The sequence below is a fragment of the Leisingera sp. McT4-56 genome, assembly GCF_020514995.1.
Classification (GTDB): domain Bacteria; phylum Pseudomonadota; class Alphaproteobacteria; order Rhodobacterales; family Rhodobacteraceae; genus Leisingera; species Leisingera aquaemixtae_A.
This window is the reverse complement of sequence record NZ_JAJALF010000005.1, coordinates 177,605-191,810: the sequence shown is the minus strand read 5'-3', so window position 1 is coordinate 191,810 and position 14,206 is coordinate 177,605. Positions and strand designations below refer to the sequence as shown.

Here is a 14,206-nt window from a genome sequence, read left to right as displayed (position 1 = left end):
ACTCTTTGGGCGCATCCCGCCACCGCAAGCCGTTGCGGTTGATAAAGATAATTCCACTCAGGACGCGCCGGCCATCAACGCGCGGCTTGCCGTGGGATTTTGGGAAAAGGGTTCCAGACGGGCCATCTGCGCGTCGGTCAGCCAGAAGAGATTAGACATGTCACCGCTCGATTTTCGGCTTGTGAATCATGCTGAAAGACTGAAATCAATGGGTCCTGACCCTAACTGAAGTTGTTCAATTCATGCAACCGCAGTCGTGCCTCGATCGATCTGCTCCAGTTCACAGCATAGCCTGAATGGTTCCGGTTCATCCGATGTTATGAACGCAGTAAAGCGATCACCCGCAAGCGTTCCAATGGTTTCGGCTGGAATCCTGACTGTAGACAGGCCAGGTACAATATCCACTGACCCCTTGAAGTCGCCGATCCCCATGATTGAAAGCTCTTCCGGGACACAGACGCCGCAACTCTGCGCGCCGTAAAGCGCTCCTTGGGCGATCACGTCGTTTCCACACAGCAAGGCTGTTGGCCGCGAGGAGCCGGAAAGTAGATCGATTGCCGCCTGCTTGGCCAGGGAAACGCTGTATGGCGCTTCCGACTTGCGCCCCTCCGGCACCTCCGCTCCTGCGGCGTCAAGCGTTTCCAGAACCGCCTCCAGCCGGTGCCGCGCCCGGTCGTTGCCTCGGGTGTCGGGGAAAATTAGGCCGATGTCCCGGTGCCCTAGCGCTACCAGATGCTCCGCTGCCATCCGCCCGGCCAGCCGGTTGTCGGCGCCGACGCAGGGCAGCTCGGACTCTTCAGCATAATTCCAGATCGCCATCGCAGGCGTTTCCTGCTGGGCTATCAGCCGCGAGGTTGCTTCGGAATGCTCCAACCCGATCAGCGCCACACCATCCACACGGTGCTCCATCAGCTTGCGCACCATCTCGTATTCGCGCTCCAGATCATAGCCGTGCGAGGCCAGCAGCAGGGTAAAGCCTGCCCGGTCGATCGCATCCGAGAACGCCTGGATCACCTCGGCAAAAATCGCGTGGTTGATGGTCGGCACCACCAGCCCGATGGTGCCTGACCGCTTGCCATGCATCATCTGCGCCGCGCGGTTCCGGACATAGCCCAGTTTCTGCACCGCCCTGGTGATCTTCTTGCGAGTCGCCGGGTTCACCAGATCGGGGTGATTGAAGGTGCGCGACACCGTGGAGGGCGACACTTTGGCCGCTTTTGCCACAGCGACGATATCCACGTTACCCTTTTGTTTTGGCGCCATAATCTTCCCTCCTCCGGCAAGATTTATGAAAACGTTTGCAATACTATTTTCATGGCCTAACCTGTTTTGTCAACAAAAGTAAAAGCGCGATCAGCCGGGTTGGGAGGCCCTGAATGGAGTTCATTTATTACTTCGGAGACGTGTTCTCGCCGCTGTCATTCCTGCTGCTCCTTTGCGGCACAATCGGCGGGCTGATCCTGGGGGCAACCCCGGGGCTTTCCCCCACCATGGCAGTGGCGCTGCTGATCCCATTCACCTTCCATCTGGAGGCGGTTCAGGGCCTGATCCTGCTGGGTGCCGCCTATACCTCTACCGTGGCCGGCGGCGCGGTCAGCGCGATCCTCCTGAAGATCCCCGGCGCGCCCGCCAATATCGCCACCACGCTGGACGGCCACAAGATGGCCAAGCAGGGCCAGGGCGCCAAGGCGCTGCAGCTGTCCTTCCTGGCCTCTGCCGCGGGCGGCATCTTCGGCGTCCTTCTGCTGATTTTCCTGACCCCGCTGCTGGCTGAGTGGGCGCTGGCTTTCGGCCCCTCGCACCTGTTCTGGCTGGCGATCCTGGGCGTTACGGTGATCGGCTCGCTGGACTCGGCCTCCGTGGTCAAGGGGCTGCTGTCCGGCTGCATCGGGTTGTGGTTGGCGACCATCGGCTTTGACGACATCATGGGCGCCCAGCGGTTTATATTTCACCCGTCACTGGGCGGCGGCATCAACATCATCGCAGCCCTCATCGGCCTCTTTGCCATCCCGCAGGTTCTGACCATGTTCGCCAAGGGCCGCCGCACGACCGGCGCCGAGGTGATAGAAGTGCAGAAACATTCGGTCCTTGACGCGACAAGGGAACTTTTCCGCCGCCCGCGCGCCTTGGGCATCGGCACCATCACGGGCTCGATCATCGGGCTGATCCCCGGCGTTGGCGGCCAGATCGCCGGGCTTGTGGCCTATGATCAGACCAAGAAGTTCTCTTCCGAGAAGGAGAAATTCGGCAAGGGCCACAGCGAAGGCGTGATCGCCGCAGAGGCCGCCAACAACGCCATGGTCGGCCCGTCGCTGGTGCCGCTCTTGACGCTGTCGATCCCGGGCAGCCCCACCGCTGCGGTTCTGCTCGGCGGGTTGCTGATCCACGGCATCTTTCCGGGTTCCGACCTGTTCGACAATCACCCGGATGTGGCCTGGACCTTCATCAATTCGATGCTGGTGGGCCAGGTCCTGATGTGCCTCTTCGGCCTCTATGTCGCAGGCCTCGCCGCCCGCGTCGCCCAGGTGCCGCAATCGGTGATGGCTGCCATCGTGCTCGCCCTCTCCGTCTTCGGCGCCTACTCGGTGCAAAGCTCGATGGGCGACGTCTACGTGATGGCCTGCCTCGGCATCGGCATGTATTTCCTGGAGCGTTTCGGCTTCTCCGCCGCGCCGCTGGTGCTGGGCCTGATCCTGGGCCCGATTGCCGAGGCGAACTTCATCCAGGGCGGCATGATCGCCGACGCCACCGTTGGCAAGGCCAGCTATTTCCTGACCGGCGGCCTCAACATCTTCCTGATCGCCGTGGTTGCCGCCTCCATCCTCTATTCGGCCTGGATGGAACTGCGCAGCCGCCGCTACACAACCAAAGAGGAGGCGCAGGCATGAACCGGTCTCAGCACATTCTTGGCTCCGGCCTCGTGTTCGCAGTGGGCATCTGGGTTACCTGGGTCAGCTACACACAACAGCCTTCCGAAGCCTTCCTGTTCCCGCGCCTGATCGCATCCGTCTTTGTGGTGCTGGCGGGCTGGACCTTTGGCAAAGCCGTGATGGGCCTCAGCAAGGTCGGCTCAGGTGTCACGCGCACGATGTTCCTCAACATGGTTCCGGGGCTGGCGGTAATGCTGGTCTATGTCTTCTGGGCCGCCAAGGCGCTGGGGTTCTACACCGCCACCGCCATCGGCTTTTTCATCCTGCTGTCACTCTACGATCCCGCGCCGCATTCCGAAGGCAGGACCTGGATCCGGCGCGCGCTGATCACCGCGGTGTTCGTGGCGGTGATGTACGGCCTCTTTGCCAAGCTGCTGAGCGTCTACACGCCGCGGGAAATTCTGTTCTGACCGCCTGAACCCGGTCCGATACCAATAGGGAGGAGAAGAAAATGAAGAAACTGATTGCAGGCGCTGCGATGGCGCTGATGGGTCTGGCAGGCGCTGCCATGGCCGAGGACTACCCGGAGCGCCCGATCATGATGATGGTGTCCTACGGGGCCGGCGGGGCGACCGATTTCCAAGCCCGGATCGTTACCATGACCGCGGGCAACGAGGATGCGCTGGGAATGCCCATCGCCATCATCAACAAGCCCGGCGCCGGCGGTCGTGTCGGCTGGAACTGGTTTGCCACCCAGGCCGATGCCGACGGGTATACCCTCGCAGCCTACAACGTGCCCCACTTCATCGCCCAGTCGATCAAGGGCGGTGTCCAGTATTCCGCTGAGAGTTTCGAACCCATTGCCAACTGGGGTGCCGACCCGGCGGTCTTTGTGGTCGCCGCCGACAGCCCCTTCAATTCGATGGCGGATGTGGTTGCCCATGCCAAGGAAAACCCGGGCAAACTGACCTTTTCCGGCGCGGGCCTGTTCGTTGGCCATCACATCGCTGCGCTGCAGATCGAAAGGGCTGCAGGCGTCAAGATGGCCTATATCCCGACCAAGGGCGGCGGCGCAGCGGCAATGAAGGCGGTGATCGCTGGTGAGGTCATGGGCGGCATCAACAACCTGTCCGACGCTTTCCGCGCGCAGGAAGCGGGCAACGTCAAGATCCTGGGCGTCGCGGACCTGCAGCGCTCCGACTTCCTGCCCGACGTGCCCACCATGCAGGAGCAGGGCTTGGACGTGGACAACTCCTCCGTCAATTTCCGCGGCGTGATGGTGCCCAAGGACACCCCGCAAGAGGTGATCGAAAAGCTGGCGGCCACCGTGCCCCAGATGTTTGCCAATGACCGGGTCGCCAAGAAAATGGAGGCTGGCGGATCGCCCATGCACATCATGACCCGTGATGAGGTCAAGGAGATGTGGGCCGCCCGCGAACAGACACTGAAAGAGCTTCTGGCCGGGCTCTGATCCCAGCCGAAACTCCTTCGGGACGCGCGCACCTCCGAAGCGCGCGTCCCGGCCAAGATATCGAGGTAAGACATGAACGCTCAGGACGCACTCGCCTCCGGCACCGCCGAGGTGGAACAAATCGTGGTGCGCGCCCGCACCGCCCAGCAGGATTTTGAGGCCAGCGGAAACCAGGCACTCTATGACAAGGCCGCCCTGGCGGCAGGCTGGGCCATCATGGAACCCGCCCGCAACCGTGCCTTGGCAGAGCTTGCCGTGGAAACCACGGGCCTGGGCAACGTGGCGGATAAAATCACCAAGAACCACCGCAAGACGCTGGGCCTGCTGCGCGATATTGCGAATGCCCAGACCCATGGAATTGTCAGCGACGACCCGGAAACCGGCATCACCGAGATCATGCGGCCCATCGGCGTGATTGGTGCCGTAGTCCCCTCGACCAACCCGGCGGCGACGCCTGCCAACAACATCATCAACGCGCTGAAGGGCGGCAATGCCATCGTCGTAGCCCCCTCACCCAAGGGCGTTGCCTCCTGCGAGCTGCTGCTCAGCTACATCCACGCCGAGTTTGCCAAACTGGGCCTCAATCCTGACCTGGTGCAGATGATCCCCGCTCCCGGCTCCAAGGCAAAGACCCAGGCGCTGATGGAGGCCGCCGACCGGGTGATCTGCACCGGCAGCCAGAACAACGTCCACCGCGCCCAGTCCTGCGGCACGCCTGCCGTGGCTGTTGGCGCCGGCAATGTGACCGTGATCGTGGATGAAACTGCGGATCTGGCCGACGCCGCGGCCAAGATCACCGCCTCCAAATGCTTTGACAATGCCACCTCCTGTTCCTCGGAAAATTCCGTCGTGGTGGTGGATGCCATCTATGACCAGTTCATTGCAGCGCTCGCCCGGGAAGGCGGTGCGCTGGTGCCCGAGGCAGACGCCGCAGGCATCACCGCCAGGCTCTGGCCCAACGGGCAGCTGAACCGTGAAGTAATTGCGCAGGATGCCGATAAGATGCTGGCCGCATTGGGCATGGCCGGCAAAGTCCCCTCAGTCACCAAATTCCTGGCGTTGGAGACCAAGGGCATCGGCCCGGATCACCCGCTGTCCGGTGAAAAGCTGAGCCGCATCCTCGCCGTCTACAGGGCCGCGGATTATGCAGAAGCCAAGACCATCGCCGCCCGCATCCTTTCCTACCAGGGCGCCGGTCATTCCATCGGCATACACACCGCCCGAGATGAGCGCGCCGTCGAACTGGGCCGCGAAACGCCCACCTGCCGGGTGATCGTCAACCAAGCCCATACCTTCGCCACCGGCGGCGCCTTCACCAATGGGATGCCGTTCTCTCTGTCTATGGGTTGCGGCAGCTGGGGCGGAAATTCCATCGACACCAACCTCAACTGGCGCCATTTCGTGCAAACTACCAAGATCGTGCGCGAGATCCCGTCCCGCGAACCCGCGCTGGAAGACATTTTTGCCAGCTATTGGGCGGAGGCGGGACAATGATGGAACCACCCAAGGGAACCATCCGCGACTGGCTGGATACACGCGCAGCTGAGGGCGGCACCGGCTTTGTCTTCCCTGACGGCAGTTCCGATCTGAGCTGGGCAGAGCTGCGCCAAACGGCGGAGGCCATCGCCCGCTACCTGACCGCCAAGGGAATCGCCAAGGGCGAAAGCATCGCCATCCTGCACCCCAACGGCCGCGAAGCGCTCGAATGCCTGTTCGGGGTGCTCTACGGCGGCTTCCGCGCCACGATGATCAACCTGGTTGCGGGCAACAGTGCGGTTTCCTACGCCCTGCAGAACAGCGGCGCCCGCTTTGCCTTTGTCCACCACAGCCAGACGGACTTGTTTCAAGAGACTGCCAGCCTGCCCTTTCTCTCCCCTTTGGACCAGGCGGCAGCAACTGGCGGGTCACCGGCAGAGCTGCATCCGCTTTCCGCCGGTGACCACGCCTTGCTGATGTACACCTCCGGCACCACCGGCCAGCCCAAGGGGGTGGTGCATACGCACGCCAGCCTGCTGGCGGGCGGGTGGACCACCGCCGTGGCGCATGAGCTGACACCGCAGGACCGCGGCCTCTGCGTGCTGCCGATCTACCATATCAACGGGCTCTGCGTGACAGTAATGGGCGCGCTGATCTCCGGCGGCTCCCTGGCGATGTGCGCGCGATTCTCCGCCAGCCGCTTCTGGGCCCATGTCGGCTGGTCAAAGGCGACCTGGTTCTCGGTGGTTCCGACCATCATTTCGCACCTGCTGCACTCGGACCTGGACCCCGCCGACAGTACCAAAGCGCGGCTGCGCTTCGGCCGTTCGGCGTCATCGGCACTGGCCCCGGACGTGCAGCGCGCGTTTGAGAGCAGGTTCGACGTCCCTATATTGGAGACCATGGGCTTGACCGAGACGGCGGCCCAGATCCTGTCAAACCCGCTGCCCCCCGGTATCCGCAAGATTGGCTCGCCCGGCATCGCCTTCGGCAATGAAGTGACGATCCTTGATGCCAAGCTTCAGCACATCACTGACGGCAGCGAAGGCGAACTGGCCGTGCGTGGTCCCAACGTGATGCTGGAGTACCTGAACAACCCGGAGGCCACGGCCGCCACCTTCACCCCGGATGGCTGGCTGCGCACCGGTGACCTTGGGCGGATCGACTGCGACGGCTATGTCTTCGTCACCGGGCGCCTGAAGGAACTGATCATCAAGGGTGGCGAAAATATTGCTCCGCGTGAAATCGACGAAGCGCTTTATTCCCATCCCGACGTGATCGAAGCCGCCGCCTTTGGCCGCCCCTGCAAGAGCTACGGCGAGACGGTGGAAGCGGCTGTAAAAATCCGCAACGGTTCCAGCCTGACCCCTGTGGAATTGATTGAAATCTGCCAGGCGCTGCTCGGAAAATTCAAAGCGCCGGATAAGGTCCATTTTGTACACGAACTTCCAAAGGGACCATCGGGGAAGATCCAGCGCAACAAGGTTCCTGACGAGATTGAAGACCGGTCGACCCGTCGGCACAGCTAAGCTGTGTTGGCAAAGTCCCATACGGATTCGGTGCGAGGATCAGAAGATTTCGCATTGGCAGCAACTATGGCATGCGCCGCCATGTCGATGTCCGCTTCGGGCTCACTGCCGCCAATGGTCCCAAGCCGGCTTGTCAGAGACGTTGGCCGCACTTGATGATCCACCCGGCAAGGGTCTTGCCTGACAACTGCTGCACTGGCAGCCTGAAAATTCAAGCCGGCTTGAGGTCAAGGATGAAACTTCTGGATATTGGCGAAGTGGCCGAACGCTCTGGCGTGGCGGTATCGGCGCTGCGGTATTACGAGGATCTGGGGCTGATCACCTCCATAGGCCGCAAGGGGCTGCGGCGGCAGTTCGGGACGGAGGTCCTGCTGCAGCTGTCGCTGATCACCCTGGGCAAGGCAGCCGGGTTTTCGCTGCAGGAGATTGCGGGCATGTTCGGCAAGGACGGCCAGCCCGATCTGCCGCGCGGCCAGCTGCATGCGCGCGCCGATGCGCTGGAGGCGCAGATCCGCGAGCTGACCAGGTTGAAAGACGCGCTGCGCCATGTGGCGGACTGCCCGGCGCCCAGCCACCTGGAGTGCCCGAAGTTCCGCAAGCTCTTGCGGACCGGGTCCGTTACGGCTGAGGTTTAATCGACGTCCCAGTCATCGGCATGGGGCAGTTCGCCGATTGCCAGCCAGGACGCGCGCAGGCGGGCGGCGCGGCTGTCGGCCCAGGTGCGGAAAACGATCTCGAACCCCTCGCAGGTGATATTCTCTGCCACCAGCACCGCCCGGACCGCGGCCGACGTCTCCATGTCCCAGAGCGAGACCGACACATGCACTGCAGGCGGGCTGGCAAAACCCGCGCTGAATGAAACCGTGCGGCGGCGTTCGCGGGGGCCGGAGCCGGTCCACATCTCGCCCCCGTCCTCGAAGTCCGAGAAGACTTCTGTTTCGCCTTGATCGACCCCTGTGCGGGGATTGCGCAGTCGTTTCATTCCTGGCCTCAAGCATTCCGGTTGCGCCAAAGGTGGCCCAGGCCGGCAGCGGATGCCAGACCGGATCCGCAGGGCAGGCGCAGAGAGCTGGCGCGGTATGGGGCATCTGCACCATCGGCGCAGGGGCGGCAAGCGGGAGAATCACCCTTTCTGCGGCCCGGACCGGAAACTGGAAACACCATTCGCGTGTTCAGCATACGACCACTTGCACCCCTAAGGTGCATTTCACCCCGAAATCCTGCAGTAAAAGCAAAGTCAAAAGGGCGTAATAAGGGAAAATTAATCTCCACATACACGAAAATGAATGTGTGACGTTATTCGAAAACCTGATTTGGAGACCGCAAAATGGGCATTGACGGGACTACGCAGACGATTTCGAAGTTCAATCTGGACGGAGACCAGCGAAGGGATCTGGAGCAGGCCGGCAAACTTGTGGTGCCGCAACTGGATCAGGTGCTGGACCGGTTCTATGCCTTTGCCAAATCGGATGACGAGGCGTCGCTTTTCTTCCGCAGCCAGGACACGCTGGACCATGCCCGCGGCGCCCAGAAGCGCCATTGGGAACTGCTGCTGCGGGGTGATTTCTCGCAGGACTACTTTGACTCTGCCAACCGGATCGGCCGGGTGCATTTCCGCATCCAGCTGCCGTTCGACCTGTATCTGGCGGGGTATGCGCGGGCGACATCCGATCTGCAGTTGGTGCTGGCAGAGCAGTTCGGCGCCACCATCACCCCGATGGCGCGCAAGCGGATGGTGCGGCTTCTGGGGGCGCTGAACAGGGTGTTTGCGCTTGATACCTATCAGGTGATCGACGCCTATTTCGCGGCTCAGGGCGAGGAGCAGGACACCGCGTTCCGCCATCTGACCGACGGGATACAGCGGATGTCGGCGCGGGATCTGACACAGCCCATCCCCAGCCCGCAGGACAGCGACTTCCCGGCGCGCTATGACAATGTGCGGCAATCCTTCAACACGCTGATGGACAGCATCGGCGGGGTGATCGGCACCATTCAGGACTCGGCGGTCAACCTCAGCAGCTCTGCCGATGAGATTTCGGATGCGGCAGAGGATCTCTCCAGCCGGACCGAAACCCAGGCAGCAACGCTGGAGGAAACCGCCGCTGCGGTGGAAGAGATCACCGCCAGCATGAAGCAGTCGTCCGAGGCGACCACGGAAACCAGTTCGGTGGCGCAGGAGGCGCAGGGGATTGCCGAAGATGGGCGGACAGTGGCCGCCGACGCGGTGGAGAAGATGAACGAGATCTCCGCCTCCTCCCACCAGATTTCTCAGATCATCAGCGTGATCGACGACATCGCCTTCCAGACCAACCTCTTGGCGCTGAACGCGGGCGTCGAGGCGGCACGGGCCGGCGAGGCGGGCCGCGGTTTTGCGGTGGTGGCATCGGAAGTCAGGGCACTTGCGCAGCGGGCGGCGGTGTCGGCCAAGGAAATCAAGGATCTGATCAATGTCAGCGCAGGCCATGTGGACGCGGGCGTTGATCTGGTGAGCAAGGCCGGCGCGGTGCTGGAGCGGATCGTGGGCCATGTGAAACGGGTGACGGAGCTGTCCTCGGACGTTGCCTCCTCGGCACAGGAGCAGTTCACGGGGCTGTCCGAGATCAACACCGGTGTATCGCATATGGACAGTGTCACCCAGCAGAACGCGGCGATGGTGGAGCAGACCACGGCGGCAACCATGACCATGCGCCAGGACACCAGGGTGCTGGCGGACTTGGTGCAGACCTTCCGGGTGTCCGGCGCCGCCCCGGCCGCGGCGGCTCCTGCCAGCAGCGCCGGGGACTGGGAGCATGAGCTGACCGGACAGGACGCATCCGCCGCCTGACACGCCCTGCCCTGCCGCAGCTGAACCGTGCCGCCGGTCTCCGGCGGCGCAGTTGTATTGATGCGGGATGAATGCACTCTCCCTGATCGGAAACTTTTCCCCAATCCGCTCCGTTCTCCCCTGTTGTCGCAAAAACTGTGGATTCCGGCGCGCTGGCATCGAGTCTGCCGCGGCGATCTCTGGTGTGTATCCGCATCCGCCTGACACAGGCGTCCTGACCAAAGGGAGGAGAAACCCCGTGTCACCAATTGATCCGAATATTGCAAAACCCGGTCTGGGAATGGCGCTGCTGCCCATCCTGCTGACCCTCTTGGTGCTGGGCATCCAGCTGTTCTATTTCGGGGATTTCACCCCGCATATCCCGCTGGCCATCGGCATCGCCATCACCGCGCTGGTCGGCCTGAAGCTGGGCCACAAGTGGGATAATATCGAAGAGGGCGTGTTCCACGTCATCAACATCTCGCTGCCGTCGGTGTCGATCCTGATCACCGTGGGCATGATTGTCGGCATCTGGATTGCCAGCGGCACGGTGCCGACGCTGATCTATTACGGGCTCAAGATCCTGTCGCCGGAGCTGTTCCTGGCTGCGGGCATGGTGCTGTGCTCGATCGTGTCGGTGTCGCTGGGCACCTCCTGGGGCACCGTGGGCACGGTCGGCCTGGCGCTGATGGGGATCGGCGCGGGCTTTGGCATTCCGATGTACTGGACCGCGGGAGCGGTGGTTTCGGGCGCGTTCTTCGGCGACAAGATCTCGCCTCTGTCGGACACCACCAACCTGGCGCCTGCGGTCACCGGCACCAACCTGTTCGACCACATCCGCAACATGCTGCCGACCACCATCCCGTCGATGCTGATTGCGCTGGCTATTTACCTGGTGGTGGGCTTCACCCTGATCGACACCTCGCAGGTGTCGTTCGAGCGTATCGACGCGATCACCGCGGCGCTGGACAATGCGTTCTGGATCTCGCCGCTGATGCTGCTGCCCGCACTGCTGGTCATTGTGCTGGCGGTGAAGAAGCAGCCCCCCATTCCGTCGCTGTTTGCCGGTGCGGTTGTCGGCGGCATCATGGCGATGGTGTGCCAGGGCGCGGGCCTGCATGAGACCTTCACCTTTGCCAACAGCGGCTATTCCATCGACACCGGCGTGGCGGAAATCGACCCGCTGCTGAACCGCGGCGGCATCCAGTCGATGATGTGGACCATCTCGCTGGTGCTGCTGGCGCTGGGGTTCGGCGGCGCGCTGGAGCGCACCGGCTGCCTGCAGGCGATCATCGAGGTGATCATTGCCCGGGTGAAGAGCTTTGCCGGCATCCAGACCTCAGCGATCCTGACCTCGGTTGCGACCAACACCGTGGCGGGCGACCCCTATCTGTCCATCGCCTTGCCGGGCCGGATGTATGCGCCGGTTTACCGCGGCCTGAAATATTCGCCGCTGAACCTGTCGCGCGCCATCGAGGAAGGCGGCACGCTGGTGTCGCCGCTGATCCCCTGGAATGCGGGCGGCGCCTTTGTGATCTCGGCGCTGGCACTGGGGATTGCCGACGGCAACTTCGAGAACCTGCTGTACATCCCGCTGGCCTTTGCCTGCTGGCTGTCGCCGCTGATCGGCATCTTCTATGCGATGACCGGGCTGTTCTCGCCCAAGGCCAGCGATGACGAAGTCGCGGCCTGGGAGGACAGCGGCGAGCCGGTGCAGGAGCTGACCGCCTGATCCTCCCTCGCGCGCCGGAGCCTCCCCTCCGGCGCGCGTTTCAAAGTGAACGTCCCATCTGTTAGGTTAGCGATATGACATTCCGCAGCTTTGTCCCGAAGGGTGCGGCCAGTTTCCGGGTTGATTACGACGGGCCGCCCAAAGACATCTACTTTCTGCTTCTGCCGAAGCTGACCATGCTGGCGTTCAGCGCCGCGGTGGAACCCTTGCGGATTGCCAACCAGGTCACCGGCAAGGAGCTGTACCGCTGGTTCCTGCTGAGCGAGGACGGCGCACCGGTGCCCTGCTCCAACGGCATCGAAATCAACACCGGCATGGCGCTGGAGGATCTGCCGCGCGGCAGCTTTGCGCTTGTCTGCTCCGGCATCGAGCCATCGGACAGCGCCAGCCCCAAGGCGCTGGCCTGGATGCGGCGGCAGAATGCCCACGGCAGCCGGTTCGGCGGCATTTGCACCGGCGCCTTTGCGCTGGCCCAGGCCGGGCTTTTGCAGGGGCAGCGCTTTACCCTGCACTGGGAGAACCAGCCGTCGTTTTCTGAGCATTTCCCCGGGCTGGAGCCGACCGCGAACCTTTATGAGATCGACAAGGGGCTGATGACCTGCGGCGGCGGCAATGCGGCCACCGACATGATGCTGGAGATGATCGAGACAGATCACGGCAAGGACCTGGCGGTGATTGTCTCCGACATGTGCATCCACTTCCGCTCCAACAACCGCGAGGCGCTGCAGAAGTCGGCCTATTCCGTTGCCCTCAGCAGCCGCAACCAGCATCTGATCAACGCGATGCAGTTCATGCATGAAACCATCGAGGAGCCGGTGGAGGTCGGCGTGGTGGCGGAGCACGCGCAGATCTCGCGGCGCCAGCTGGAACGGCTGTTCCAGCGCTATGTCGGCACCTCGCCAGTGCAATTCTATATCGACCTTCGGGTGGGCCGGGCGCTGGCGCTCTTGAACGAGACCAACATGACGGTGGCAGAAATATCCGCCGCCACCGGCTTCAGCAGCGCAACCCAGCTGTCGATCCGCTTCAAGAAGCGCTACGGGCAGTCGCCGGCGTCCTTCCGCAAGAGCTGGGCGGAGAAGGCCACCGAGGCCTAGGCTCAGGCCTCGTCCGCGGCGAGGGCGGCGCTGAGTTCGGAGATCTTTTCCAGCCGGGCGGAGATCCGGTCCTGAAACTGGCCCAGTTCGTCGATGATCGAGTTCAGCGACTCCCCGACGTTGCCCAGCCGGGCGCATTCGATCTTGCACAGCACCCGGGTGGTGGTCAGCGCCATGAAGTGGCGATGCAGGGTCTGGCAGGCCTTCTGGATGCGCTCCGCCTCGAAGCGGACATCCTGCAGGCTGGCGCGGGCCTTGGCGAACTGGACATCCGAGAGATCGTTCAGAATGCCCTGTTCGCGGGGGATGTCGGCGGCCGCCGTGGCGCCTTCCTGCTCCAGCTGGTGGCCGCATTCGGTCAGGATGCGGGCCAGGCCTTCGACAAAGATGGCAGCGGTCACCGTGCCCTTGATGGCGCGGAAGTTGCTGTCCTTGCCCCAAACGTGCGCTTCGAACCAGCTCGACATGTCGCGCGACATGGAGCTGTAGTTCTGGGACAGCACCGTCACCGGGCCGCCTGCCGGTTCGATCCGCGAGGCGATGACCCGCAGGTTGTGGGGGATGGTGCGCATGGATTCGAATTCCTGCACCAGCGCCTCGGTTTCCTCGACCAGCTGCCCGGCGGTCGCATGCATCGCCCGGCGTTCCGCCAGACGGGCGCAGGGCGGGCGGCTGAGACCGGTATCGCGGGCCAGCAGTTCCTCTGCTAGGGCGTGGCCGGCAAAATCATTGTAGGTGGCAAAGCCCAGTTCCCGCAGGCGGGCGAGCAGCCGCGCGGCGCTGTCCTGCGGGCTCAGTTCCTCTGCCTGCTCGGCCTGGCGCAGCCGGGTGTATTCCTGCTCCACCGTCTTGAGCAGCGGGCTGGTCGGTTTGATCCGGGCCGACAGGTAGCCGCCGTCGCAGGGCGTGACCACGGCAAACACCCAGTAATAGCTGCCGTCGCGGGCGCGGTTCTTGACATAGGCGCCGACGGTGCCGCCGCCCTTGATCGTGTCCCACAAGAGCTGGAACACCGCGCGCGGCATGTCCGGGTGGCGGATGATCTTGTGCGGCGCGCCCAGCAGGTCCTCCAGCGGGTACTTGGCGACCCGGCTGAACACTGTGTTGCCGGCCAGGATAACGCCGCGGGGATCGGTGCGGGAAAAGAACACTTCATCAAGGGCAAAAGGAGACTCCCTGCCCGAAGATTGTGCGGCCAGCGTGCGGTCTTCGAAGGACACGTTTCACT

Annotated in this window: 12 protein-coding genes and 2 pseudogenes; 10 read left to right on the top strand and 4 right to left on the bottom strand. The window is 63.1% G+C overall.

Annotated features, from left to right (window positions below; translation table 11 throughout):
- Positions 1-159 (bottom strand): annotated as a pseudogene (locus LHL23_RS09000) (transposase); the annotation flags it as partial.
- A gap of 81 nt (positions 160-240) precedes the next feature.
- Complete coding sequence (locus tag LHL23_RS08995) at positions 241-1,263, bottom strand: LacI family DNA-binding transcriptional regulator (protein WP_226429600.1); 1,023 nt, start codon at positions 1,261-1,263, stop codon at positions 241-243.
- Between the two features lie 113 nt (positions 1,264-1,376).
- Here LHL23_RS08995 and LHL23_RS08990 point away from each other — a divergent pair, with 113 nt between their 5' ends.
- From LHL23_RS08990 to LHL23_RS08965, 6 genes are all read left to right on the top strand, one after another.
- On the top strand, positions 1,377-2,888 hold the full coding sequence (locus LHL23_RS08990; RefSeq protein WP_226429599.1) for a tripartite tricarboxylate transporter permease: 1,512 nt from the start codon (positions 1,377-1,379) through the stop codon (positions 2,886-2,888).
- Positions 2,885-3,340 carry a tripartite tricarboxylate transporter TctB family protein gene (locus LHL23_RS08985; protein WP_226429598.1) on the top strand — a complete coding sequence of 152 codons (456 nt, stop codon included), beginning with the start codon at positions 2,885-2,887 and terminating at the stop codon, positions 3,338-3,340. The genes LHL23_RS08990 and LHL23_RS08985 overlap by 4 nt, the downstream gene beginning before the upstream one ends.
- 41 nt (positions 3,341-3,381) lie before the next feature.
- The gene (locus LHL23_RS08980; RefSeq protein WP_226429597.1) at positions 3,382-4,341 is read left to right on the top strand and encodes a Bug family tripartite tricarboxylate transporter substrate binding protein; all 960 of its coding nucleotides are present in this window, start codon (positions 3,382-3,384) and stop codon (positions 4,339-4,341) included.
- Positions 4,342-4,413: 72 nt separating this feature from the next.
- Positions 4,414-5,835, top strand: a complete 1,422-nt coding sequence (gene sauS / locus LHL23_RS08975; RefSeq protein WP_226429596.1) for an acylating sulfoacetaldehyde dehydrogenase — start codon at positions 4,414-4,416, stop codon at positions 5,833-5,835.
- Entirely contained in the window at positions 5,832-7,346 is a 1,515-nt protein-coding gene (locus tag LHL23_RS08970; protein ID WP_226429595.1) for an AMP-binding protein, read from the top strand. Before sauS ends, LHL23_RS08970 begins: the two co-directional genes overlap by 4 nt.
- A gap of 233 nt (positions 7,347-7,579) precedes the next feature.
- The gene (locus LHL23_RS08965; RefSeq protein WP_226429594.1) at positions 7,580-7,981 is read left to right on the top strand and encodes a helix-turn-helix domain-containing protein; all 402 of its coding nucleotides are present in this window, start codon (positions 7,580-7,582) and stop codon (positions 7,979-7,981) included.
- Here LHL23_RS08965 and LHL23_RS08960 read toward each other — a convergent pair.
- Positions 7,978-8,328 carry an H-type lectin domain-containing protein gene (locus LHL23_RS08960; protein ID WP_222477918.1) on the bottom strand — a complete coding sequence of 117 codons (351 nt, stop codon included), beginning with the start codon at positions 8,326-8,328 and terminating at the stop codon, positions 7,978-7,980. The genes LHL23_RS08965 and LHL23_RS08960 overlap by 4 nt on opposite strands.
- Positions 8,329-8,673: 345 nt before the next feature.
- Between LHL23_RS08960 and LHL23_RS23645 the strand changes: the two are divergent.
- The 4 genes and pseudogenes from LHL23_RS23645 to LHL23_RS08945 form a co-directional block, all read left to right on the top strand.
- Positions 8,674-9,144: pseudogene (locus LHL23_RS23645) on the top strand (protoglobin domain-containing protein); the annotation flags it as partial.
- A 66-nt stretch (positions 9,145-9,210) separates the two neighbouring features.
- Positions 9,211-10,170 carry a methyl-accepting chemotaxis protein gene (locus LHL23_RS23640; protein WP_443986807.1) on the top strand — a complete coding sequence of 320 codons (960 nt, stop codon included), beginning with the start codon at positions 9,211-9,213 and terminating at the stop codon, positions 10,168-10,170.
- Positions 10,171-10,450: 280 nt separating this feature from the next.
- Positions 10,451-11,881: a Na+/H+ antiporter NhaC gene (gene nhaC / locus LHL23_RS08950; protein ID WP_226429592.1), complete on the top strand. Its 1,431-nt coding sequence runs from the start codon at positions 10,451-10,453 to the stop codon at positions 11,879-11,881.
- 74 nt (positions 11,882-11,955) lie between these two features.
- The gene (locus LHL23_RS08945; RefSeq protein WP_226429591.1) at positions 11,956-12,978 is read left to right on the top strand and encodes a GlxA family transcriptional regulator; all 1,023 of its coding nucleotides are present in this window, start codon (positions 11,956-11,958) and stop codon (positions 12,976-12,978) included.
- 2 nt (positions 12,979-12,980) lie between these two features.
- Here LHL23_RS08945 and LHL23_RS08940 read toward each other — a convergent pair whose 3' ends face one another.
- Positions 12,981-14,198, bottom strand: a complete 1,218-nt coding sequence (locus LHL23_RS08940; RefSeq protein WP_226429590.1) for a PAS domain-containing protein — start codon at positions 14,196-14,198, stop codon at positions 12,981-12,983.
- Positions 14,199-14,206: the final 8 nt, after the last annotated feature.

What these genes read in the sequence shown, in the direction of transcription:
- LHL23_RS08995 (WP_226429600.1), bottom strand. Translation starts at nt 1,263, where the DNA reads ATGGCGCCAAAACAAAAGGGTAACGTGGATATCGTCGCTGTGGCAAAA.
- LHL23_RS08990 (WP_226429599.1), top strand. Translation starts at nt 1,377, where the DNA reads ATGGAGTTCATTTATTACTTCGGAGACGTGTTCTCGCCGCTGTCATTC.
- LHL23_RS08985 (WP_226429598.1), top strand. Translation starts at nt 2,885, where the DNA reads ATGAACCGGTCTCAGCACATTCTTGGCTCCGGCCTCGTGTTCGCAGTG.
- LHL23_RS08980 (WP_226429597.1), top strand. Translation starts at nt 3,382, where the DNA reads ATGAAGAAACTGATTGCAGGCGCTGCGATGGCGCTGATGGGTCTGGCA.
- sauS (WP_226429596.1), top strand. Translation starts at nt 4,414, where the DNA reads ATGAACGCTCAGGACGCACTCGCCTCCGGCACCGCCGAGGTGGAACAA.
- LHL23_RS08970 (WP_226429595.1), top strand. Translation starts at nt 5,832, where the DNA reads ATGATGGAACCACCCAAGGGAACCATCCGCGACTGGCTGGATACACGC.
- LHL23_RS08965 (WP_226429594.1), top strand. Translation starts at nt 7,580, where the DNA reads ATGAAACTTCTGGATATTGGCGAAGTGGCCGAACGCTCTGGCGTGGCG.
- LHL23_RS08960 (WP_222477918.1), bottom strand. Translation starts at nt 8,328, where the DNA reads ATGAAACGACTGCGCAATCCCCGCACAGGGGTCGATCAAGGCGAAACA.
- LHL23_RS23640 (WP_443986807.1), top strand. Translation starts at nt 9,211, where the DNA reads ATGTCGGCGCGGGATCTGACACAGCCCATCCCCAGCCCGCAGGACAGC.
- nhaC (WP_226429592.1), top strand. Translation starts at nt 10,451, where the DNA reads ATGGCGCTGCTGCCCATCCTGCTGACCCTCTTGGTGCTGGGCATCCAG.
- LHL23_RS08945 (WP_226429591.1), top strand. Translation starts at nt 11,956, where the DNA reads ATGACATTCCGCAGCTTTGTCCCGAAGGGTGCGGCCAGTTTCCGGGTT.